21 protein-coding genes, 1 tRNA gene and 1 other RNA gene are annotated in these 22,003 nt (G+C 67.8%); 14 read left to right on the top strand and 9 right to left on the bottom strand.

The window, feature by feature from the left end; translation table 11 throughout:
• Positions 1–289 precede the first annotated feature (289 nt).
• A complete protein-coding gene (locus EV193_RS04310; protein WP_130342594.1) occupies positions 290–1,438 on the top strand; it encodes a DNA-methyltransferase in 1,149 nt (382 codons plus the stop codon).
• Here the strand turns inward: EV193_RS04310 and EV193_RS04305 are convergent.
• The 4 genes from EV193_RS04305 to EV193_RS04290 form a co-directional block, all read right to left on the bottom strand.
• Positions 1,417–2,823 (bottom strand): 5-methylcytosine restriction system specificity protein McrC, encoded by a 1,407-nt coding sequence (locus tag EV193_RS04305; RefSeq protein WP_130342593.1) that lies wholly within the window; start codon positions 2,821–2,823, stop codon positions 1,417–1,419. The genes EV193_RS04310 and EV193_RS04305 overlap by 22 nt on opposite strands.
• Positions 2,820–3,785: an McrB family protein gene (locus tag EV193_RS04300; protein ID WP_130342592.1), complete on the bottom strand. Its 966-nt coding sequence runs from the start codon at positions 3,783–3,785 to the stop codon at positions 2,820–2,822. Before EV193_RS04300 ends, EV193_RS04305 begins: the two co-directional genes overlap by 4 nt.
• Positions 3,778–4,428: a hypothetical protein gene (locus EV193_RS04295; protein ID WP_130342591.1), complete on the bottom strand. Its 651-nt coding sequence runs from the start codon at positions 4,426–4,428 to the stop codon at positions 3,778–3,780. Before EV193_RS04295 ends, EV193_RS04300 begins: the two co-directional genes overlap by 8 nt.
• Before the next feature lie 445 nt (positions 4,429–4,873).
• Complete coding sequence (locus tag EV193_RS04290) at positions 4,874–5,362, bottom strand: pyridoxamine 5'-phosphate oxidase family protein (protein ID WP_130342590.1); 489 nt, start codon at positions 5,360–5,362, stop codon at positions 4,874–4,876.
• 99 nt (positions 5,363–5,461) lie between these two features.
• On the opposite strand from EV193_RS04290, the gene EV193_RS04285 reads away from it, so the two are divergent.
• The 3 genes from EV193_RS04285 (at position 5,462) to EV193_RS33110 (ending at position 8,185) form a co-directional block, all read left to right on the top strand.
• The gene (locus EV193_RS04285) at positions 5,462–5,938 is read left to right on the top strand and encodes a DinB family protein (RefSeq protein ID WP_130342589.1); all 477 of its coding nucleotides are present in this window, start codon (positions 5,462–5,464) and stop codon (positions 5,936–5,938) included.
• Between the two features lie 128 nt (positions 5,939–6,066).
• Positions 6,067–7,923, top strand: coding sequence for an endonuclease/exonuclease/phosphatase family protein (locus tag EV193_RS04280; protein WP_242613127.1), 1,857 nt, complete (start codon positions 6,067–6,069; stop codon positions 7,921–7,923).
• Between the two features lie 118 nt (positions 7,924–8,041).
• The gene (locus tag EV193_RS33110; protein WP_165401215.1) at positions 8,042–8,185 is read left to right on the top strand and encodes a hypothetical protein; all 144 of its coding nucleotides are present in this window, start codon (positions 8,042–8,044) and stop codon (positions 8,183–8,185) included.
• On the opposite strand, the gene ffs is transcribed toward EV193_RS33110, so the two are convergent.
• Positions 8,182–8,276, bottom strand: an RNA gene (gene ffs, locus EV193_RS04275) — signal recognition particle sRNA small type. The two genes, EV193_RS33110 and ffs, sit on opposite strands and share 4 nt — an antisense overlap.
• A 125-nt stretch (positions 8,277–8,401) precedes the next feature.
• Here ffs and EV193_RS04270 point away from each other — a divergent pair.
• A complete protein-coding gene (locus tag EV193_RS04270; RefSeq protein ID WP_130342587.1) occupies positions 8,402–9,688 on the top strand; it encodes a sialidase family protein in 1,287 nt (428 codons plus the stop codon).
• A 7-nt stretch (positions 9,689–9,695) separates the two neighbouring features.
• Here the strand turns inward: EV193_RS04270 and EV193_RS04265 are convergent, their stop codons facing one another.
• Complete coding sequence (locus EV193_RS04265) at positions 9,696–11,033, bottom strand: serine hydrolase domain-containing protein (RefSeq protein WP_130342586.1); 1,338 nt, start codon at positions 11,031–11,033, stop codon at positions 9,696–9,698.
• A 33-nt stretch (positions 11,034–11,066) separates the two neighbouring features.
• Positions 11,067–11,789, bottom strand: a complete 723-nt coding sequence (locus tag EV193_RS04260) for a DUF4097 family beta strand repeat-containing protein (protein ID WP_130342585.1) — start codon at positions 11,787–11,789, stop codon at positions 11,067–11,069.
• 150 nt (positions 11,790–11,939) lie between these two features.
• Here EV193_RS04260 and EV193_RS04255 point away from each other — a divergent pair.
• The 3 genes from EV193_RS04255 to EV193_RS04245 all read left to right on the top strand — a co-directional run bounded on the left by EV193_RS04255 (position 11,940) and on the right by EV193_RS04245 (position 14,631).
• Positions 11,940–12,027: transfer RNA gene (locus EV193_RS04255), tRNA-Ser, on the top strand.
• Positions 12,028–12,102: 75 nt separating this feature from the next.
• Positions 12,103–12,627, top strand: coding sequence for a hypothetical protein (locus EV193_RS04250; RefSeq protein WP_130342584.1), 525 nt, complete (start codon positions 12,103–12,105; stop codon positions 12,625–12,627).
• A gap of 9 nt (positions 12,628–12,636) precedes the next feature.
• Positions 12,637–14,631 carry a DNA polymerase III subunit gamma and tau gene (locus EV193_RS04245; RefSeq protein ID WP_130342583.1) on the top strand — a complete coding sequence of 665 codons (1,995 nt, stop codon included), beginning with the start codon at positions 12,637–12,639 and terminating at the stop codon, positions 14,629–14,631.
• Between the two features lie 126 nt (positions 14,632–14,757).
• Here the strand turns inward: EV193_RS04245 and EV193_RS04240 are convergent, their stop codons facing one another.
• Both EV193_RS04240 and EV193_RS04235 read right to left on the bottom strand, forming a co-directional pair.
• On the bottom strand, positions 14,758–15,654 hold the full coding sequence (locus EV193_RS04240) for a hypothetical protein (RefSeq protein WP_130342582.1): 897 nt from the start codon (positions 15,652–15,654) through the stop codon (positions 14,758–14,760).
• 42 nt (positions 15,655–15,696) lie between these two features.
• On the bottom strand, positions 15,697–16,569 hold the full coding sequence (locus EV193_RS04235) for an N-acetylmuramoyl-L-alanine amidase (protein WP_242613126.1): 873 nt from the start codon (positions 16,567–16,569) through the stop codon (positions 15,697–15,699).
• A 97-nt stretch (positions 16,570–16,666) separates the two neighbouring features.
• On the opposite strand from EV193_RS04235, the gene EV193_RS04230 reads away from it, so the two are divergent.
• The 6 genes from EV193_RS04230 (at position 16,667) to EV193_RS04205 (ending at position 22,001) form a co-directional block, all read left to right on the top strand.
• On the top strand, positions 16,667–17,005 hold the full coding sequence (locus EV193_RS04230) for a YbaB/EbfC family nucleoid-associated protein (protein ID WP_242613125.1): 339 nt from the start codon (positions 16,667–16,669) through the stop codon (positions 17,003–17,005).
• Positions 17,006–17,012: 7 nt separating this feature from the next.
• A complete protein-coding gene (gene recR, locus EV193_RS04225; RefSeq protein ID WP_130342580.1) occupies positions 17,013–17,609 on the top strand; it encodes a recombination mediator RecR in 597 nt (198 codons plus the stop codon).
• Positions 17,606–18,166: a uridine kinase family protein gene (locus tag EV193_RS04220; protein WP_130342579.1), complete on the top strand. Its 561-nt coding sequence runs from the start codon at positions 17,606–17,608 to the stop codon at positions 18,164–18,166. Before recR ends, EV193_RS04220 begins: the two co-directional genes overlap by 4 nt.
• Before the next feature lie 133 nt (positions 18,167–18,299).
• Complete coding sequence (locus tag EV193_RS04215; RefSeq protein ID WP_130342578.1) at positions 18,300–19,985, top strand: ABC transporter substrate-binding protein; 1,686 nt, start codon at positions 18,300–18,302, stop codon at positions 19,983–19,985.
• 82 nt (positions 19,986–20,067) lie between these two features.
• The gene (locus tag EV193_RS04210) at positions 20,068–21,075 is read left to right on the top strand and encodes an ABC transporter permease (protein WP_130342577.1); all 1,008 of its coding nucleotides are present in this window, start codon (positions 20,068–20,070) and stop codon (positions 21,073–21,075) included.
• A complete protein-coding gene (locus EV193_RS04205; RefSeq protein WP_130342576.1) occupies positions 21,072–22,001 on the top strand; it encodes an ABC transporter permease in 930 nt (309 codons plus the stop codon). Before EV193_RS04210 ends, EV193_RS04205 begins: the two co-directional genes overlap by 4 nt.
• The last annotated feature ends 2 nt before the right edge of the window (positions 22,002–22,003 follow it).

Below are 22,003 nucleotides of genomic sequence, written 5' to 3'. Positions count from 1 at the left end.
GCGACGGGACATCTGGATCGACCGGCTGTGAGGTGTCCCTGGCTCTAGACGACCAACAAGGGGGCCGCAACTACGTGGGCGTCGATGCCGGGCACGTGACGCATGGGGCTGATGAGAAGTTGGGACGACGCGCCGCTGCGGTGCTCGACGAGCTTGAACTTTCTCGATATACCTAGAGACGTAGGCCTCTGAACTGCGCAAAAGGTGGCCTGTCAGACCCCCGATCTAACGTCCAGAAGCGCGACGACCAGACTGAAGTACGACGACCGACCATGTGGAGTCCCACCCGATGAGCCACACCTCACTGACCGCCGCATCGAGGGCGTCGCAGGCCGATTCGGAGCCTGTCGCAGCCCGACCTCACCTCGGCACTGCCAGCATCACCCAACTGGCTGACTGGGATCGTGACTTGCTTGAGCCTAGCCTCAAGTTCACGTCGGGCGATGCTCGCAAGACTGGACTTCCCGACGACTCCGTCGACCTGATCGTTACCTCGCCGCCGTACTGGAACAAGCGTAACTATGGTCACCCGGACCAGATCGGCCTGGAGTCGACTCCGGACGCGTACGTCGAGTCAATCATGGCGTGTCTTGACGAGTGGCGCCGTGTCCTCCGTCCATACGGGTCTGTCTTTCTGAATGTCGGCGACACCTATTTCAACAAGTCGCTCATCGGCATCCCGGGACATATTGAGTGGCAGGCTGCCAAGGGCAACTGGCTCATCCGCAACCGGATCATCTGGGCCAAGGAGTCCGGTATGCCGGACCCGGTGAAGAACCGACTGGCCAACCGTCATGAATACGTCATCCACCTCACCTATAAGCCCGACTACTACTACGACCTATTTGGCTACTCCGAGGAGTTCGGCAATGGCGCTAACCCTGGTGACGTCTGGACGATCAATCCGGAGCGAAACATGGGCGCGCACCTGGCGCCCTATCCTCGCGAGCTCGTCCGCCGCGCTATAAAGCTGGCAGCTCCTGAGCAGGTCTGCGCCGAGTGCAGAGCACCTCGAAAGCGCGTGATCGAGCGGACCGCCGAGTTGGACCCAGAGCGTCCGCAGGCTCGTCGTGCGATGGAGCTTGCCAGGGAGCACAAGCTCACGCCCGAACACATTCGTGCCATTCAGGCCTTCGGTGTCTCCGACGCCGGCAAGGCAACCAAGTTCCAGAGCGGCACTGGCCGAAACAGCCTTGAGGTGCAGCGGTTGGCGGCTGAGGCGAAGGCGGCGCTCGGTGGCTACTTCCGCGAGTTCACCTTCGCCAAGAAGCGCACCGTCGGCTGGACCGATTGTGGCCACGAGGCTCCCGCACGAGGTGTCGTGCTCGACCCTTTCGCGGGCACCGGCACGACGCTCAAGACCGCTATCGAGGAAGGCCGTGACGCCATCGGGGTTGATCTCGTCAACTGGATGGATCAACCGGAGGTCGGCGTCTGAGACTCGGTCAGTCCCGCTAAGCCGCCCACCGTTGCGGCCATGTCTGCCAGCGCGGTGTCGATGTGCTTGTTGGACGACAGATCGAGGCGGTAGGCGTACACGTCCACCGAACGCACTCGGCCGACGTAAATCAGTCCCTTGGCCCCGTTGATCCATGGATGGATGAGCAAAGTGAAGTCGCGTCCGTAGCGCAGCGCGTAGGTTATCGCCTGCTCGACCTCGCCCCGCTCTGGTAGCACATTATCGGCCTGGGCATCCTTGCCATGGGCGGTGTTCTTGACCTCTGCCACCAGTGGGAAACTGCCATCGAGAGCACGGAGAACAATGTCTGGTTGCGCCTTGCCGGGGTCATCGGATGCCAGTGCTTCCAAGGGCACGCCGAAGGGCGCAGGAGGCGGGTCAGGCACGTCATAGAGGTCGACCTTGCCCTCGGCATTGCCGTCGAGCACAGCCACGGGCCATCCCAACTTCTTGGCCTGCTTGGCCAAACTCACCCGGACGAAGTTCTCGAACAGCTTGTTGGTGTCGATCAGGAGCGACCTGAGCTGCACGTCATTGCCGCCCAGTTCCAGTGCGATACCAACGCCCTGCAATATGAGGATGGCCAGGTCGAGCACTGGGTGGTAGTAGGCGCGAGGGTCAGGCAAAGGCGTCAACCCGAGCACCTCGGGGTCATCAAGGAATCGGTAGTCCGGGTCGTCGGAGACTTCCACGAACGCGTGGAACTGCCCAGCTAGACGGGCCAACTTCGCCCGGTCGCCTTTGCGCGGCTTGGACCGTGCCTTGGAGAGGTGTTCATGCACGACCTCCATCGCGGCTTTTACGCAGCGATTGGCGGGCGTGTCAACGGTGCGTTCGAACCATGAGTAGGCCGCCTTGTTGTCGACGCCCCGGGCCGCAAAACGCTGCATAGTGCGCGTGAAGTCGATCCGTCCGTGTGGGAAGTGCCCCTCACCCTGGCGATTCGTGTAGGTGCGCAACAGTCCTGCGTCGAGGATGGTGTCCACATGATCCAGCAATGCATCGGTGTAGATGTCCATCGCCCAGTCGTCAGCTGTGCCTCGACCGGAGTACTCGCGGAACGTCGACAGGGGTAGGACGTTGTGACCGGTCTCGATGACCATTCGGGTCAGGTTGGCGATCGGGACGCGAGGCTTCACACGGACGACCACGTATTCGTTGAGCGGAATCACGCCGACGTACGAGGTGGCCTGCAGTTTCAGGACACCCTTCTTGAAGGTGGCCCGCAGGATGTCCCGGCCGTCGATCTCAGAGTTGAACTTGGTTTGGTGGCGCTCGTCTAGCCAGAGCCCTGCATCGATGTCGATATGGTCGTACTCAGCGCACTCGACCACGACGACGCCGCCGCTCCGAGGCCCGGTCACGCGCGCTCGCCCGAGTCAACGCCAGCGGGCTCGACCGGTGGCGCCTCAGGCGCCTGGAAGATGTGCTGCCACGCCGTGTCGAACGCCTCGCGAGTGGGCTCATCGCGCCGGAAAGCACGCTGCACCACGTATTTGAGTTGGTACTCCCAAATGTCGGTGAGGCTGGCCTCATCGGTGGCCGTGGCGAAGTAGGCGTGGCCTACGGCGGCAGCTGCGTTCTTGTTGGCGTGACTATTGATCCGGCCGAACCACCTGAGGACCCGGGCCTTCAATGCCTCATCCATCCCGTTATCCGTCAGCATCTCGTCCAGCAACTCGCGGTCAGGATCCATCGTGATCTTGCCGAAGCGACGTTCAAAGGCTGCGTCGACTTCATCCACTCCGCGGTCGAAGGGATTCATCGTCGCCAGAATGACGAAGTTGGTCGGAACCGTGATCTTGTCGCCGTTAGCGATGTTGAACTGCAGTTCTCGCTTGGTGCGCTCGACATAGGTCAGTGCCTCACCGAACACCCGGCCGACGTCGGCCCGCGACAACTCGTCAATGACCAGGACATATGTGTTGCCAGGGTCGGTCGCCGCGTCACGCACGAGCTTGAGAAACGGGCCCTCCTTGAATGTGAATCCACCGTCGTTCTTCGGACGGAATCCCAGCATGAAGTCTTCGTACTGATAGCTGGCGTGGAATTGGACGAATCGCAGCCGCTGATCGCTGTACCCGGCCAGCACCTGCCCTGCCGCCGCAGCGAAGAAGGACTTCGACGTTCCCGGCGGACCGGAGAGAATTACGCCGCCAAACATCTTAGCTAGCCGGATGATCTCTTGGATCATCGGGTGATCAGCTGGAATGTCTGGTGCATCCGGCGATGATGAGGCGTGGCTGGCCGCCGCTGCTGCCTTGACACCGATCCCGAGATCGTCCGCTCCCAGAGTGCGCACGCCCGGCACAAGCCGTTTAAACATCAGCCAGTTCCCCGAGGAGGCGTTTGGTCGGCTGAGCAGGTTCGAACCAGTCGAACGGCACCTCAGGGGAATCAATCACAAACAGCTTCGAGAACTCACCCTCGGTGTCATCGGGGTAGTCGAACTTGGCGCGGAAGCCCGCGATGACGTCCTCAGCAGCGAGTCTGTCAGCCAAGACAAACCCGTCATTGCGGAGGAAGTAGGCACCGATTGCCAACGCGGAGACCGGCTTGCCGTAGAGCATCTGCTTGAGCGCGAGATCGACATGGTTGTCCGGCCAGGCATACGCGCTCTCGTCCGCCCCGAGCCATCCGCCACCCTGCAGGCGACGGATCGAGCCGGGCGACCAGCTTCCGGAGATGTTCTCCGCACGCCAGAACGTCGACAGCGGCTTGCCAGTGCGCTTGCCGCGGTCGATCAGCGGGAAGTAATACGGCTTCGTTGGATGTCCCGGCATTGTAATAAGCGCGAGGAGCTCTTCCGATTTGGCTGATGCCGTCGCCAGCGTGCCTGCCCGCTGCTGCGTGCGTAGATACAGGTACATCACGAACGTCGGGTGCAACCGCAAGGCGCCGAGCGTGTCGATACTCCAGCGCACAGCGTCCTTCGTCAGGACGTGTGTCGGCGTCGGATATTCAGGCACAGCAACAGCGTAGTAGTGGCATCCGGGATCTGGTGGCAGATGCACGACATGTCCGGGGCAGTGGTCGACTTCGTGACCTACTTCGGGAGGATCCCTTCGGGTCCGCCCGCTTCAGTTGCCAGTACGCCCGCCGCTTCAGCTGTGCCATGACCGTGGTGTCTGAGATGTCGTACATCTTCGCTAGTCGCCACGACTCGATCCCAAGGGGCACTCAACGCCGCCGGGCGGTCATCCGGCGAACGGGCATGTCGGGTGATACCCATGGCCCAGGACACTGATCTTGGCGAGTGGCCTTGGTCGCCTTCGCAAGCCTCACCTATCTCGGACCAAGGTTCGAGTGACGTCCAGCACCTCCGCTCAGCAAGCCCCGTACCCTCGTAGGTGGGCCGGGGTGTGGGGTTTTCGCGAGTCCCGCGCTGTGCACCGGTGAGTTCCGCGCTGTGCATCAGCCGCCGAACTTGGCGCGGGCGAGGTCCTCGACGGCCTTGGGGATCGTGGTCTCGAAATCCAGGAGCTTGGCCCAGTCCGGGGTGATCGTGATGCGGGCCATCTGGTCGAACAGGGTGTGCACGCCCTGCTCCCAGGCGGGGAACTCGGCGGGCGGGACGCTCTTGCGGCCGCCGTCGACGTACTCGGTGGGGACGCCGTCCACGATCTCGACGGTGGCGCCGCCGCGGATGAGCAGCGCGCGGCGCGGCCAGTCCTCGGTGTCGATGGTGACGGCGACGCGCGGGTTCGCCCGCAGCGCGGCGACCTTGGCCGACTTCACCGCGGTGGCGAGCACCAGGTCGGTGCCCGTCCAGGCGAAGCCGACCGGCACCACGCGCGGGTCACCGTCCAGGCCGGTGTAGGCGAAGCGGGCCAGCGTGGGGCCGTTCAGCAGTTCCAGCGAGATCGGCTTGGCGAGGACCTCGGCGACGGTGTCGGCGTTCATGGCGGTTCCTTCCATCCTGTGACGCCCCGGTGGCGCACTCGCGGGGAAGTCGAAGCAAAGGTTGGCATCTTCGACATCGCCGGCGGAAGATTCTTCGCCATGCACACCGACGACCTCCTGCTGTTCGCCGATCGCGCGCTGGACGGGATGTGCGACATCGTGTCCGGCCTCGGCGACGAGCTGGCCAACACGCGCCCGCCGCTTCCCGGCGCGAACTCGCCATACCAGGTGCTGACCCATTGCCTCGGCGTCATGGAGTACTGGGCTGGCCAGCTGATCGCCGGCCGTGCGATCACCCGCGACCGGCCGGCGGAGTTCACCGCCAGCGGGCCGGTCGACGAGCTGGTTTCCCTTGTGGCGCAACGGAAACAGCGGTTCCGTGACGACCTGGTACACGTCCGGCCGGGTGCGCTGGTGAGCACGCCGCCGCCGAAGTCGTGGCTGCCCGATGGCTACCCGTTCACCCACGAGGTGGTGCTGCTGCACGTGCTCGAGGAGCTCTGTCAGCACCACGGCCAGATGGAGATCACCCGCGACATGTTGATAGGAATGGCGGAGCGCCTACCCTCCGAATGAGGGGAATTTGTGCCTGCACGTGCAAAGAGTTGCGCATTGGCCTTTCGCCGTTCACCCGATCGGGTCAGGATTCACCAACGTCGCCGTGCCCGCCGGCCTGGAGGCACGACACAGTTCGGGAGGACGAGTTGACTTCACCCCTGCACAGGCGCCTCGCCACGCTCGGGGTCGCCGTGGCGGCCGCATCGGTCGGTCTCGCCGTCGCGGCCAGCGCGGAGGCTCCGCGAGACCCGACCACGATCAGCCAGATCCAGGGCACGACCCGCATCTCGCCGCTCAACGGCCAGAAGGTCACCAAGGTGCGCGGCATCGTGACCGGCGTTCGCCTGTTCGGCTCGGCGCGCGGCTTCTGGTTCCAGGATCCCAACCCGGACAAGGACCCGCGCACCAGCGAGGGCCTGTTCGTGTTCACCGGCAACAACACCCCACCGGTCCGGCCGGGCAACGCGCTGCTGGTCAGCGGCACGGTCAAGGAGTACTACCCGGACGACCCGGCCAAGTCGGCGTTCCAGTCGATGACCGAGCTGGTCGAGCCGGAGTGGACGCTCGAATCGCCGGACAACCCGATCCCGGACACCGAGATCCTCGGCCCACTGTCGGTTCCGGCCGCGCTCGCGCCCGACACCGGCGGCAACATCGAGCCGCTGCAGCTCGAGCCGGCCAAGTACGCGCTGGACTTCTACGAGTCGCGCGAGGGCATGCGGCTGCGGGTGGACGACGCGCGCGTGGTCGGCCCGTCCAACCAGTACAACGAGCTGTACGTGACCTCCAAGCCGGCGGAGAACCCGAGCGCGCGCGGCGGCGCCGTGTACCTCGGCTACGACAAGGCGAACACCGGCCGGCTCAAGGTGCAGTCGCTGATCCCGTTCGCGCAGCGGCCGTTCCCCAAGGTCAACGTGGGGGACAAGCTGGCGGGCCTGACCGAGGGACCGCTGGACTACGGCAGCTTCGGCGGCTACACCCTGCAGGCCACCGCGATCGGCAAGGAGACCGCCGGCGGCATCCAGCCCGAGACCACCCGCAAGCAGGGTGACGACGAGCTGGCCGTGGCCACCTACAACGTGGAGAACCTGGACGCCGCCGACGAGCAGGCCAAGTTCGACCGGCTCGCCAAGGGCGTGGTGACCAACCTGGCCAGCCCGGACATCGTGGTGGTCGAGGAGATCCAGGACAACAACGGTGCCACCGACGACGGCACGGTCATGGCGGACGCCACGTTCGAAAAGTTCGTCGACACGATCGCCAAGGCCGGCGGCCCGCGCTACCTGTGGCGGCAGATCGACCCGGTGAACAAGGCCGACGGCGGCGAGCCGGGCGGCAACATCCGGGTCGGCTTCCTGTTCAACGCCGACCGCGTCCAGTTCGTGGACAAGCCGGGCGGCGACGCGGCCACGGCCGTGCAGGTGGTCACCGAGCAGAACGGCCGTGCCGGACTGACGATCTCGCCCGGCCGGGTCGACCCGGCCAACGGGGCGTGGAAGGACAGCCGCAAGCCGCTGGTCGGACAGTTCACGTTCAACGACAAGAGCGTGTTCGTGGTGGCCAACCACTTCGCCTCCAAGGGCGGCGACCAGCCGATGCACGGTCGCACCCAGCCGCCGGTGCGCACCAGCGAGGCGCAGCGCGAGCAGCAGGCGACCGCCGTGCGCGCGCTGGTCGACCAGATCCAGAAGGTCGAGCCGGGCGCGAACGTCCTGGTCGCTGGTGACCTGAACGACTTCCAGTTCTCCAAGACGGTCGGCACCCTCACCGCGGGCGGCGCGCTGCGTGCGTTGATCGACTCGCTCGGTGAGAACGAGCGGTACGGCTACGTGTTCGAGGGCAACTCGCAGGTGCTCGACCACATTCTGGTCAGCGGTGCGCCGCGGAACGTCGAGTACGACGTGGTGCACATCAACGCCGAGTTCCACGACCAGGGTAGCGACCACGACCCGAGCGTGGTTCGCTTGCGCCCCACCGCAAAGCGCGGTCTCGGTCCGAAGTAGACGCCTCGGCCGGCGCACCGGATCTCCGGTGCGCCACCGGCGCCGCGAGCACGGCGGGTAACGTGATCCGCCGTGCTCGCGCCATGTGGGAGTGGTGCGACAAGTGGAGGAGGACCACATGGACACCGAGAAGACCGAGAAGAAGCCCGGCCGGGGCGGTCATGCCGCCGAAGATGGGGCGCCGCTGCACCCGCTGATCGACCTGTCCCGTGACCCCAACCCGGGCAAGGCCGACCACGCGCTGCCGGACGACGAGGCATAAGGGGACCCCGCGCACCCGCCAGAGCCCGCTTATCCTTGCTGCCTTCCGGCCCTGGGGAGGTTCGCGAGATGAACGCCGCACGGGGTCCACGGGCAAGTGTAGCCGCCTCTCCTGGAGTGTCATTCCAGGGGAGGCGGGCTCCGTTCGGACGAAGTTCACGAGACGTCGGTCGAAAAGCCGACACCTGCCCCGGGTGATCACTACTACCGTCGAGTCATGGGCACACGCGCATCCCGCTGGACACTCGCCGCGACGGCGACCGCACTGGTCGCCGCGGCTGTCGCGACCGTCGTGACCGCGACCGCGGCATCGGCGGCGGCCGACCCGCCGGACGATCCCGCCGCCGGCCACCCGCAGAGCAGCGAGGGATTCGTGCTGTTCAAGGGGAACAACGCGGAGAGCCTCAACGGCGTTTCGTATCACACGTTCCGCATTCCGGCGGTCGTGCGGACCAAGGCCGGCACGCTGCTCGCCTTCGCCGAGGGTCGGGTGGCCAGCCACAAGGACTTCGGCAACATCAACCTGCTGTACAAGCGCGGACGCAACGACGGGCGCAAGCCGTCCGACTGGTCCGGCCTGAAGCAGGCGGCCGGGGTCGGGATGGGCACCTGGGGCAATCCGACGCCCGTCGTGGACCGCGACACCGGCACGATCTGGCTGTTCCTGTCCTGGAACGCCGAGGACAAGAGTCAGAGCGGCGGCGCGAACCCGGACACCGGCAAGCCGACCACGCCGATCACCAAGTGGGGCGAGCGCCGCGTGTTCGCCATGAAGAGCGTCGATGACGGCGAGACGTTCACCGGGGCCAACGGCGAGGATCGGCCGACCGATCTCACGGAGTCGTTGCTGCCCAAGGAAAAGCCGAGCGGCGAGGTGTGGGACTGGGACGCCGTCGGGCCCGGCGCGGGTACCCAGACCTCCAGCGGCGCGTTGGTGATTCCCGCGCAGCACCGCAACATCTACAGCACCGATCACGGCAAGACGTGGAAGCCACAGCAGCTCGGCGAGCAGACCGGCGAGGCCACGATCACCCAACTGTCCAACGGCGAGCTGTACCGCAACGACCGCCCGACCGGGCGAAGCTGGGAGACCGCCAAGCGCCGGTGGGTCTCCCGAGGCACGCTGGACGGCCGGTTCTCCGCGTTCCAGCCCGACGACAAGCTGCTCGACCCGCGCAACGAGGCGTCGGTGCTGCAGTACAACACCGACGCCCCGGCGCGGACGATCTTCCTCAACTCGGCGAGCACCGACACGCGCACGAAGATGCGGGTGCGGATCAGCTACGACGACGCGCAGACCTGGCCGCGCAGCCGCCCGCTGTCGGAGAGCCCCATCCCGGACTCCGGCACCGAGGGCGGCTACTCCAGCATGGCCAAGACCGACGACTTCCACATCGGCGCGCTGGTCGAGACGAACCTGCGGATCGGGGACCCGAACTCCCCGAAGTCGATCATCTTCCGCCGGTTCAACCTGTCCTGGATCCTGCACGGCTGCGAGTGCTGACGGTCTGTCAACCGAGGCAGGACCGGACGGCCTTGGCCAGGTTCGCCGCCCTCGGGTCGTCGGGCCGGAAGTTCCACAGGTTCGTGACGTAGCCGAAGCCGACACCGGCATCGGGGTCCGCGAAACCGATCGATCCGCCGGAGCCCGGGTGGCCGAACGACCCAGGCCCGACCATCGGCATCGGTCGGCAGGCACGCATGAACCCGAGCGACATGGAGAACGAGCGGTCGGCCGGGATGTTCAGTCCCGGCGGCAGCCCGTGCATCCGCGTCTTGTCCGTGTGGACGACGGTCGCCCTCGCGACGGTCGACGGATTGAGCAGCCGCACGCCGTCGACGTCGCTCACCGTCGCGGCGTACATCCTGGCCAGCGAACGCGCGTTCGCGAGCCCGTTCGCGGCCGGGAACTCCGCCGCGCGCCAGGCACGCGTGGTGAAGTAGGACGACGCGGGGTCGGCCGTGTTGTTCAAGGCACCGCCGAGCTCGCCGGCCCGGGCCTGGACCGAGCCAGGGCTGTACATGGCCTTGATCCACGCGGTGACCGTGTCCGCGTCGAGCCCGGTGGTCTCGATCATCCCTGCGGTCAGCTCCTCCAGGGTGAACGGGGCGGTGTTCTCGATCCGGGCGATCCGCTGCTCTTCCTTCTCCGGCAACCCGATCCAGGCGCTCAGCCCGAGCGGAGCGGCCACCTCGTCGGCGAAGAACCTGCCGAGTGACTTGCCGGAGATCCGGCGCACGAGTTCTCCGACCAGATGCCCGTACGTGACGGCGTGGTAGGCGTGCTCGGTTCCCGGCTGCCACAACGGCTTCTGCGCCTCGAGTGCGCGGATGACCGGGTCCCAGGCGCACGCCTGCTCGAAGGTCAGCGGACCGTCGACGATCGGCAGACCGGCCTGGTGCGAGAGCAACCAGCGCACCGGGATCCGGTCCTTGCCGGCGGCGCCGAACTCCGGCCAGTACTTGACCACCGGAGCGTCCAGATCCAGCTTTCCGCGCTGTGCCAGCAAATGGGCGCAGATCGCGGTGGCACCCTTCGTCGTGGACGCGACCTGGACGATGGTGTCGGAGTCCCACGGTCGGTTCGCGCCGCGATCGGCGAGGCCGCCCCACAGGTCGACGACGCGCCGGCCGCCCACGTAGACGCAGCATGCCGCGCCGATCTCGCCGGGCGCGCCCTCGAAGTTCGCGCGGAACGCGTCGGCGACCCTTCCCCAGCCGTCCGCGACACCGTTCTCGACACCGCTGCCACCACCGCCGCTCGAATCGCCGCCGCAGCCGGCGAGACCGGCGAGCGCGCCGGCACCCAGCGCGCCCTTCAACAGGGTCCGGCGTGTCGTGCCCACCATGGTGTAACCCCTTTCTGGAGATCTGGTTGGGACTCAGGCAGCCGCGCGGTGGATGACGATGTCGTCGCGCCGCGTGCGGGCATAGACCTCGACCTTGTCGTCGGGGTTGTCCTGTGCCCGCAGGGAATCGCGCACCGATCCCTTGGTGCTCTTGGCATCCACCGAGGCGGCGGTGTTCTCGCCGATGCCGATCTCGATGCCGCCGGAGGCGTTGGTCAGCTCCGCGCGGCCGCGCGTCAGCCGGCCGATCCGGATGGGACAGTTGGCCGCTTTGACGGTGACGTCGCCCTCGGCACGGTCGATCCGGAGAGTTCCGGTCGAGCCCTCGTACCTGACGGCGCCCGTGACCTCGCCGATCCACATCGTGGCCGAGCTGCTGTCGATGTCGGCGGTGCCGGCGACGTGGTCGAGCTGGATCCGTCCCGACGCCGGGTGCAGCTCACAGTCGCCGAGCGGGCCGTCGGCCTGCACGTCCGACCATGCCGTGTGCAGGACCAGGTTGGATCCGACCGGCAATTCGATCGTGATGGCGACCGAACCGCTCTTGGTGCCCGACTTCTTCGTCTTGATCGACAGTGTGCCGGCGGAGAAGTCGACCTCGGTGTTCTCGGCCACCTTCACGTCGGATTTGTTCGCGCTGTCGACGGGCTCGACCAGCACTACGGTGTCCGACCGCTCGCTCGCGGCGATGCGCACCCGGGCGCCGGCGGTGATCAGCGTGGTCGTGATCGGCTCTGGCGTGGCGAATGTCGGCATGGCGACTCTCCTTGTGTTGTGCGCGTTGTTGTTGCGCCAACAGTCGCCGACGGGCTGGACACCGGACTGACACGGCGCTGACACCGGTTCGGTCTGCGGTGGTCAGGACCGGTTTCCCCTGGCCAGAGGCCACCCGGTATCCTCTTCGGCGGAGGATTCGCCTAGTGGCCTAGGGCGCACGATTGGAAATCGTGTTGGGGTTGATAGCCCCTCACGGGTTCAAATCCCGTATCCTCCGCACTCTGAACAGGCGAAACGCCGGTCACCGTGATCATGGTGGCCAGCGTTTCGCTGTTCGGCACATACTGCCGGTGTGACACGGGAGTTCGCGTCGCTGCGCGGCCGGCGGGTCGACGCGTGGGACGGCGTGGAGATGGCGCTGCGGGAGAACGGCCCTCAGTTCGAAGACCCGCGGGTGCCCTGTCTGCAATTGCTCAGCGTGCGGGCGTCGCTGGACGACGACAGCGCGGTGAGTGTCACCACCTATCAGAACGACGCGGTGTTCGGACTGGTCGTCCGATCAGAAGCCCAGCTCGATGAGGGGCACTGGGACGGGATCTACCGAGTCCGGCAGTTGACCGAGCTGCCGACCGGCCGGGTCGAGCAGGTGGCCGTCGTGGTCGATGAGGGCGTCCTGGCCGAGGTGCGACTGTTGATCGACGCGCGGCCGCTGCTGCTGATGGCGGGCGAACTGCACGAGACCGTCACCGGCGACCTGGTGTTTCACCGGCTCGACGAGTCGGTTCTGGCGTTCACCGACCCCGCCGCCGCCGATCGTGTCTCGTGGACCCCGCCCCGGCGAGGCCACGGGTGTGGGCACGTCGGAGGTGGGCGGTAGGGTCGCGCCGTGGCTTTGGCGCTCTACCGCAAGTACCGTCCGGCGACCTTCGCCGAGGTCGTCGGGCAGGAGCACGTCACCGTGCCGCTGCGCACGGCCCTGGCGGCGAAACGGGTCAATCACGCCTACCTGTTCTCCGGTCCGCGCGGCTGCGGAAAGACTTCCAGCGCAAGGATTCTGGCCCGCTCGCTGAACTGCGAGCAGGGGCCGACCGACGAGCCGTGCGGCACCTGCGACTCCTGTGTGGCGCTCGCCCCGAACGGTCCGGGCAGCGTCGACGTGGTGGAGCTGGACGCGGCCAGCCACGGCGGTGTGGACGACGCCCGCGAGCTGCGCGACCGCGCCTTCTACGCGCCGGCCCAGTCGACCTACCGCGTGTTCATCATCGACGAGGCGCACATGGTCACCACGCAGGGCTTCAACGCCCTGCTGAAGATCGTCGAGGAGCCGCCGGAGCACCTCGTGTTCATCTTCGCCACCACCGAGCCGGACAAGGTGCTGGCCACGATCCGCTCGCGCACGCACCACTACCCGTTCCGGCTGATCCCGCCCGGCGCGATGCGCGAGCTGCTGGAGCGCAACTGCGCCGCCGAGGGCGTCACGGTCGAGCCGGCCGTGTTCCCGCTGGTGATCAGGGCCGGCGGCGGGTCGGCCCGGGACACCCAGTCCGTGCTCGACCAGCTCCTCGCCGGCGCCGGTCCGGAGGGCGTCGTCTACGAACGCGCGGTCTCGCTGCTCGGGGTCACCGATGTCGCGCTGATCGACGACATGGTCGACGCGCTCGCGGCCGGCGACGCGGCCACCGTGTACGGCACGGTCGACACGCTGGTCGAGGCCGGCCACGACCCGCGCCGGTTCGCCTCCGACCTGCTGGATCGCTTGCGGGACTTGGTATTGCTGCGCGCCGTGCCGGAAGCCGGCGACCGCGGTCTGGTCACCGCGCCGGCCGACGAGCTGGAGCGGATGGTGGCCCAGGCCGAGCGGATCGGGCCCGGCACGCTGTCCCGCTTCGCCGAGATCGTCCACAATGGACTGACCGAGATGCGCGGCGCCACCGCGCCGAGACTGCTGCTGGAACTGCTCTGCGCGCGGATGCTGCTGCCCGGTGCGGTGCCGACCGACGCGGCGGCGGATTCCGCTGTGCTGCAACGACTCGAGCGCATCGAGCGTCGGGTCACCGTCTCCGGCGAGCAGCCCCCGGCGGCACCGGTGGCAGCGGCGGCCGCACCCGCCCAGCCGGAGCGGCCCAAGCAGCCGGCCACACCCGAGCCGCCCACGCTGCCCGAGGCGCCGCCGGCCGCCCGCCGCGCCCAGGAGCGGACCGTCGCGCCGGCGCCCCAGCCGAAAGCAGAGCCCGAGCCGGCGCCCGTCGCCGAGGAGCCACCAGCGGCCGCGAGTACCGCGCCGGGCGCGATCGACGCCGCGGCCGTGCGCCGGGTGTGGCCGGAGCTGCTTACCTTCGTACGCAAGAAGAGTCGCAGCACCGAGGCGATGCTGTCGCAGGCCGGCGTGCAGTCGGTCGAGGGTGACACCGTGGTGATCGCGCACAGCGCGGAGCCGCTGGCCCGCCGGTTGGCCGAGCAGCGCAACACCGACGTGGTCGCCGAGGCGCTGACCGCCGTGATCGGCGGCTCGTGGAGGGTTCGCTGCGTGCACGGCGGAGGTGGTGGCGGGTCCGCGCGGCCGGCTTCCCGGCCGTCGCCGCAGCCCAGTGGCCCGGCGCCGAGCCGGCCGCCGGCCCGGTCGTCGGAGTCGCCGCAGCGCAGCGCGCCGGCCCGCCGTCCGTCCGGGTCCTCGTCCGGCCCCGCCGCCGATGACGTTCCGCCGCCCCCGGAGCCGCCGCCGGACGAGCCGCCTCCTCCGGACGACGAGGACGAGGAGGCCATGCTCGCCGAGGCCGCGCGCGCCCCGAGCGACGGTGAGCGCGCCCAGCGGCGCGATCCCGAGGAGGCGGCGATCGACCTGCTGGCCGAACACCTCGGCGCCCGCAAGATCGAGCGCTAGCAAACGCGCGAGTCCCGCGCTGTGCACCCCTGAGTCCCGCGCTGTGCATCGCCCCGCATGTGCGTGAACGCGGGTTTCGCCGTGCCTGAGCGCGGGACTCACCGTGTCTGAGCGCGGGACTCGCGATCAGATCAGGCGGGTGGAGCCGGTGTTCGTGTCGATCAGGGTGATCTCGTCGGAGTCGTCCACCGACACGGCGAGCACGGCCGTCCCAGGCGCCCACGCCACACCGTTGGGCAGCACGGTTCCCGGCACCGTCAGCTCGCGCACCGTGTCACCGTTGTCGTTGCGGTGCAACGAGATCCGGCTCGGCGTGATCACCGCGGTGATGCGCGCGTCCGGCGCGGGCAGCGCGACCCCATGGGCGACCCCGTGCGGCGAGGGCACCGTGGTCACCGTCCGCCAGGAACGCTCGGTCGGCGTGCGCCGCACGACCTCCAGTTGATCGGCCCCGGCCAGCGTGCCGATCATGGTCTTCGAGCCGGGCAGCCAGCGCACCCCGGTGGGAACCGGCTCGCCGCGCCGGCCGAGTGACCGCACCCCGCCGCCCGCGGTCGCCGGCATCGTGTCGACCAGTACCAGCTCGTCGGTCAGCCGCACGACGACGAGCCGGCTGTCCGGGCTCACCGCCGCCTCGAGGACCTCGCCGCCGTGCTCGTACACGGCCTGCTCGGCTTCGGCGTGCGCGTTGCGGATCACCACGTCGAACGCGCCCTGATCACGGCGGTTGGTCCGGTACATCACCCGGCCGGGCAGCACGTCCAACAGCTCGCACACCCGCTCCGGCTCGCGCACCAGCGGCGACGCCCTGCGCTGGTCGGGGTGCAGCAGCGACAGCCGCGCGGGTGAGCCGTGCTGCAGGATCACCGAGCGCTCGCCGGGCAGGTATCGCGCCGCGCGCAGGTCGGGCAGGTAACTCAGCGTCTTGCGACTGCCGGTGCCCGAGTCGATCTCCACGAGTCGGTCATCGGCGAGCGCCAGCACTCGCACCTGCTCGTCGACGTCGACTACCCGCAGCGCCATGGTTCTAACTCTGTCATCAACGGGCGACAGCGCGCTGCCGGGTCACCCGCCGGCCTGGAGGTAGTCCAGAACGGCGGCGGCGATCGCGCCGGCGTACCGCTGCCGGCCCGCCGGGGTGGTCATCACGGCGGCCTCGGCCGGGTTGCGCATGTTGCCGCACTCGACCAGCGCGGTCGGGCGTTCGGAGAGGTTCAGCCCGCCGAGATCGTTGCGCGGGGACATGCCGTCCGAGCCGATGTAGCTGGACGTCGCCATGCCGGCCGAGCGCAGCCCGTCGCGCAGCAGGCGGGCCAGCCGCAGCGACGGCTCGCCCTGCGCGGCGTTCAGCGGCGGAGCCGAGTAGGCGATGTGAAACCCGTGCGCCCCAACGGATTCCGAGCCGTCCGCGTGCAGTGAGACCACGGCGGCGGCGCCCGCCCGGTTGCCGATCGCCGCGCGCTCGTTCACACACGGGCCCACACCGTTGTCGTCCGGCCTCGTCATGACCACCCGTACTCCGCGCGCGGCGAGCAGGTCGCGCACCCGCACCGAGAGGTCCCAGGTGAACTGGTGCTCGCGGTACCCGGTGGCGGTGGCCGTTCCGGTGGTGTTGCACGCCTTGGTCTGACCACGGCCGGCCGGCACCGTCCGGTTGATCGCGGCCGGATTGTCCGCGTTGCCGCCGTTGTGGCCGGGGTCGAGCACCACCACCGGCCCGCTGGCCGGAGGTCCACTCGGGACAGTCGTCGGTCTGTCCACTGTGGACGATGGGGTGCTGGTCGGCGGAGCTGGCGCCGGCGGTGGGGCCGGCTGGGCCGAACTCGGCGACGGCTGCGGGGATGGCTGCTGTGCCGCGGGACTGGTGCCGCACGCGGTGAACACGGCGGCGGCCAGCACGCCGAGCACTGTTGACGCGGAGCGTGGATGTCGTGCCACGGTGGTACACCATGCCACGGCGGCCCACGGCTACGCTGGCCGTGACACGGTCCCCACGACGAGAGGAACCGCCGTGCAGCCCGGTGGCACACCAGACATGCAGCAGATCTTGCAGCAGGCGCAGCAGATGCAGGAACAGCTGATGAACGCCCAGCAGGAGCTGGCGGAGGCCGAGGTGAGCGGGAGCGCCGGCGGCGGTCTGGTCAGCGCCACGGTCAACGGCGCCGGCGAGCTGAAGAGCCTCACGATCGACCCGAAGGTGGTCGACCCGGACGACGTGGAGACGCTGTCCGACCTGGTCGTCGCGGCCGTTCGGGACGCGAACGCCAACGCCACGAAGCTGGCCGAGGAGAAGATGGGCCCGCTGGCCGGCGGGTTCGGCGGTGGCCCGGCCGGGCTCGGCGACGCCGGCGGGTTCGGCGGTCTCGGCATCTGAGTCACGCATGTACGAAGGCCCAGTCCAGGACCTGATCGAGGAGTTGGGGCGGCTCCCCGGTGTCGGCCCCAAGAGCGCTCAGCGCATCGCGTTCCACCTGCTCGGTTCCGACCCTGCGGACGTGGCGCGGCTGCAGGACGCGCTGCAGCGGGTCAAGGACGGCGTGGTCTTCTGCGACGTCTGCGGCAACGTCTCCGAGCAGGAGCGCTGCCGCATCTGCCGGGACGCGCGGCGCGATCCGGCGTCGGTGTGCGTGGTCGAGGAGCCGAAGGACGTGCTGGCGATCGAGCGCACCCGCGAGTTCAAGGGCCGCTACCACGTGCTCGGCGGCGCGCTCGATCCGTTGTCCGGCATCGGGCCGGACCAGCTGCGCATCCGCGAGCTGCTCACCAGGATCGGCGAGCAGGAGGTCACCGAGGTGATCATCGCGACCGACCCGAACACCGAGGGCGAGGCGACCGCCACCTACCTTGTGCGGATGCTGCGCGACTTCCCCGGACTGACCGTGACCCGGCTCGCCTCCGGGCTGCCGATGGGCGGCGACCTCGAGTTCGCCGACGAACTGACACTCGGCCGTGCCTTCTCCGGCCGGCGCACTGTATGAACATCTCCCCGGACGAGATCGCCGCCGCCGTACTGGAAACACCGCCGCGGCTGGGCCGGGTGCGCCTGTTGGCGATCGACGGCCCGTCCGGCGCCGGCAAGTCGATGCTGGCCGACTTCGTGGTGGAGCGGCTGCGCGTTCGGCACGTGTCCACCACGCTCGTGCGCACCGACGACTTCGCCACCTGGGACGAGCCGGTCGAGTGGTGGCCCCGGCTCATGCTCGGCGTGCTGGAGCCGCTGCGGGTCGGCGAGTCCGGTTCCTACCGACGAACGGAGTGGGCCGAAGGGGCGCCTCGACTGGGCGAAACGGTGTCGGTCGACGTGCCGGAAGTCCTTGTGCTGGAAGGGGTTTCGGCCGGCAGGCGCAGTGTCTCCGACGCGCTGTCGCTGCTGGTTCACCTCCGCGGCGGCGACGAGCGCGAGCGGCTCGAGCGCTCGGTCGCCCGTGACGGAGAGGAGTCGCGAGCGCGTCTGGAGGAGTGGCAGGAGTTCGAACGTGGCTGGTTCGCCGTGGACGACCCGTATTCACGTGCCGATCTACGCGACAGTACGTGATCAAGCGGCCGCTCATTGCGCCGAAACGGTGTTTCCTTGGCCGGATCGTGACCTCCAGTGGTTAATGGCAGTGACCCGAACGACTAGGGTCAGCGGTCACATGAGACTCCGGACACCCTTCAAGGAGTGCGTGATGGTCCACACGCAAGGGGCGCGTAGGCGCCGGCTGGCCGCGATCGGCCTGGCTGGCGCGGTCGCGCTGTCGTTGTCCGCCTGCGGCTCGGAACGAGGCGATGGCGGAAACCAGGGCGGCGGCTCTGGAAAGGTCGGCGGCACGATGATCTTCGGTGCGGCAGGCAACCCGAAGAACTTCGACCCCATCTTCAACGACGACGGCGAGAGCTTCCGTCCGATCCGCCAGATGTACGACACTCTGGTGCAGAACAAGCCCGGTACCGCGGAGGTCGCCGGCGCGCTCGCGGAGAAGTGGGAATCCTCCAACGAGGGCAAGACCTGGAAGTTCACCCTGCGCAAGAACGTCAAGTTCCACGACGGCACGCCGTTCAACGCCGCCGCCGTGTGCTTCAACTTCAATCGCTGGTTCAACATGAAGGGCGCCGCCGCCCAGAGCCAGATGATCTACTACGGCGACGTGTTCGAGGGCTTCGCGAAGAACGAGGGCGACGCCACTGGGGAACCGGTCTACAAGAACTGCGAGGCGCCGGACGAGGGCACCGCGGTGCTGAATCTGAACAAGGCCAAGGGTGCGTTCCCCGCCGCGTTCACGCTGCCGTCGCTGTCCATGTCCAGCCCGGACGCGTTGAAGAAGTACGACGCGGACAAGGTCGTGCAGAGCGGTGACTCGTTCACCTACGGCGCCTACGCCACCGACCACCCGACCGGCACCGGTCCGTTCAAGTTCCAGAGCTACGACCGTGCCAAGGGCGAGATCACCATGGTCCGCAACGAGGACCACTGGGCCAAGGCGAAGCTCGACAAGATCATCTTCAAGATCATTCCGGACGAGAACACCCGGAAGCAGGAGCTGCGCTCCGGAACGATCGACGCCTACGACTACCCGGCCTCGGCGGACTACAAGACGCTCAAGGACTCGGGCCTGCAGGTGCTGATCCGGCCCTCCTTCAACATCCTGTACCTGGGCATCAACGGCAAGAACACCCCGGCGCTGCGTGATCTTCGGGTCCGCCAGGCACTCGCCTACGGCGTGAACCGCGAGCAGCTGGTCAAGAGTCAGCTGCCCGAGGGCGCCGAGGTGGCCAAGCAGTTCGTGCCCAAGGCGATCGCCGGGTACTCCTCGCAGGTGCAGGAGTACAAGTACGACCCGGAGAAGGCCAAGCAGCTGCTGAAGGAGGCCGGGGCGGAGAACCTCAAGCTGAAGTTCTACTACCCGACCGAGGTCACCCGGCCGTACATGCCCAACCCGCAGGAGCTGTTCACGGTCATCGCCGATGACCTGAAGAAGATCGGCATCACGATCGAGCCGATCGCGCGCCCGTGGAACGGTGGCTACAAGGACGACGTTCAGAAGGCCGGCAAGCACGACCTGCACCTGCTCGGCTGGACCGGCGACTACAACGACGCCGGCAACTTCGTCGGCACGTTCTTCGGTCGGGCCAAGGCCGAGTTCGGCTACGACAACCAAGAGCTGTTCAACGCCATTGGCAAGGCAGACGCGACCGTCGGCGACGAGGCGCACAAGAAGGCCTACGAGGCGGTCAACGCCGACCTGATGAGCAAGTACCTGCCGGCGATTCCGGTGTCGAACACCACGCCGGGTATCGCGGTCAGCTCGAAGATCAGCGGTGTGGTGCCCAGCCCGCTGACCGACGAGCGGTTCAACACGGCCAGCAAGGAGTGACCTAGCCTGTGCCGTTTCCAAGGGGCGAGCGGACGATCTCCGCTCGCCCCTTCGGTGCAAGCAAGGCAGGTGAAGGGAACCCATGCTTCGCTTTGTCGTGCGTCGGTTGCTGCAGGCGATACCGACGCTGTTCATCTTGTCCATACTCGTGTTCGCGTGGTTGCGCGCGCTCCCCGGCGGTCCGGCCGGTGCGATGCTCGGCGACAAGGCCACGCCGGAGAAGATCGCCGACCTCAACCGGACCCTTGGCCTGGATCAGCCGATCTTCGTCCAGTACTTCAAGTTCCTCGGTCGTGTGCTCACCGGTGACTTCGGCTCCTCGCTGGTGTCCAACCAGGCGGTGCTCGACGAGATCGGCTTCGCACTGCCGGCCACCATCGAGCTGTCTCTGACCGCGTTGCTGCTCGCCGTCGGGTTCGGTATCCCGCTGGGCTACCTGGCCGCCAGGTACCACGGTCGTCTCGTCGACAACAGCGTGGTGATCGGCACCCTGGTCGGCGTCGCCGTTCCGGTGTTCTTCCTCGGTTACCTGCTCAAGCTGTGGTTCGCCGGTGAGGGCCTCGGCTGGTTCCCACCGTCGGGCAGGCAGACCACTGGCATCGACGCCACGGAAGTGACCGGCTTCGCCACTCTCGACGGCCTGCTCACCGGGGAGTTCGACGCCTTCGGCGACGCGCTGTGGCACCTGGTGCTGCCGGGTGTCGCGCTGGCCACCATCCCGGCCGCGGTGATCGTCCGGATCACCCGCGCGTCGGTGCTGGACGTGGTGAACGAGGACTTCGTCCGTACCGCCGAGTCCAAGGGCCTCGGCCGGCAGACAGTCCGCCGCCGCCACGTGCTGCGCAACGCGCTGCTGCCGGTGACCACCACGATCGGCCTGCAGACCGGCCTGCTGCTCGGCGGCGCGGTGCTGACCGAGCGAGTGTTCAACTGGCGGGGTATCGGCTACCTGCTCGCCGAGGGCATCGAGCGGCGGGACTACCCGCGACTGCAAGCACTGATCCTGTTGGGCGCGGTGGTGTACGTCCTGGTGAACCTGCTGGTCGACATCGCCTACGGGATCATCGACCCGAGGGTGCGTGCCCGATGACGACAATCATGCCCAAGCGGCGCAAGGACAAGGTCGACGAACTGGCCAAGGCGGCTGGCACCAGCCTTACCGCGCAGGCGTTCAAGCGGATGCGGCGCAGCCCGGTGGCGATCACCGGTGCGGTGATCGTGGCGCTGTTCCTGCTGATGGCGATCTTCGCCCCGTTGCTGACGCCCAAGGATCCGTACTTCCGCTACCCCGAGCTGTTCACCATCAAGACCCCGAACTTCATCCCCGGCTCGATGCCGGGGTTCCTGTTCGGCAGTGACGAGTTCGGTCGGGACTTCTTCTCCCGGGTACTGGTCGCCTCCCAGCAGACGCTGCTGGTCGGCGTACTGGCCACGCTGATCGGCCTGAGCATTGGCATGGTCATCGGTGGGCTGGCCGGCGCGTTCGGCGGCTGGGTGGATACGGTCCTGATGCGGCTGGTCGACGTGATGCTGTCGGTGCCGTCGCTGCTGCTGGCGATCTCCATCGCGGCGCTGGCGGCCCAGCCAAGCCAGTGGACGGTCATCATCGCGGTGTCCATCGTGACGGTGCCGATCTTCGCCAGGCTGCTGCGCGGCGCGATGCTGGCGCAGCGCTCAAGCGACCACGTGCTGGCCGCGACCGCGGTCGGCATCAGGCGGCGGACAATCGTGCTGCGGCACATGCTGCCGAACTCGATGGGGCCCGTTCTGGTGCAGGCCACGCTGACCCTGGCCACCGCCATCCTGGAGGCGGCGGCGCTGTCGTTCCTCGGTCTGGGTGATCCGGACACCGACCGCGCTGAATGGGGCCTGATGCTGGCCAACGCACAGCGCTATCTGGAGGTCCGTCCCGAACTGGCGTTCTATCCGGCTATCGCGATCATCATCGTGGCGCTCGGGTTCACCCTGCTCGGTGAGTCGATGCGGGAAGCCCTCGATCCGAAGAACAGGCGGTGAGC

This window comes from Herbihabitans rhizosphaerae (assembly GCF_004216555.1).
GTDB classification, from domain to species: domain Bacteria; phylum Actinomycetota; class Actinomycetes; order Mycobacteriales; family Pseudonocardiaceae; genus Herbihabitans; species Herbihabitans rhizosphaerae.
The sequence above is the reverse complement of the archived record's forward strand: the minus strand, read 5'-3'. Positions and strand labels throughout refer to the sequence as shown.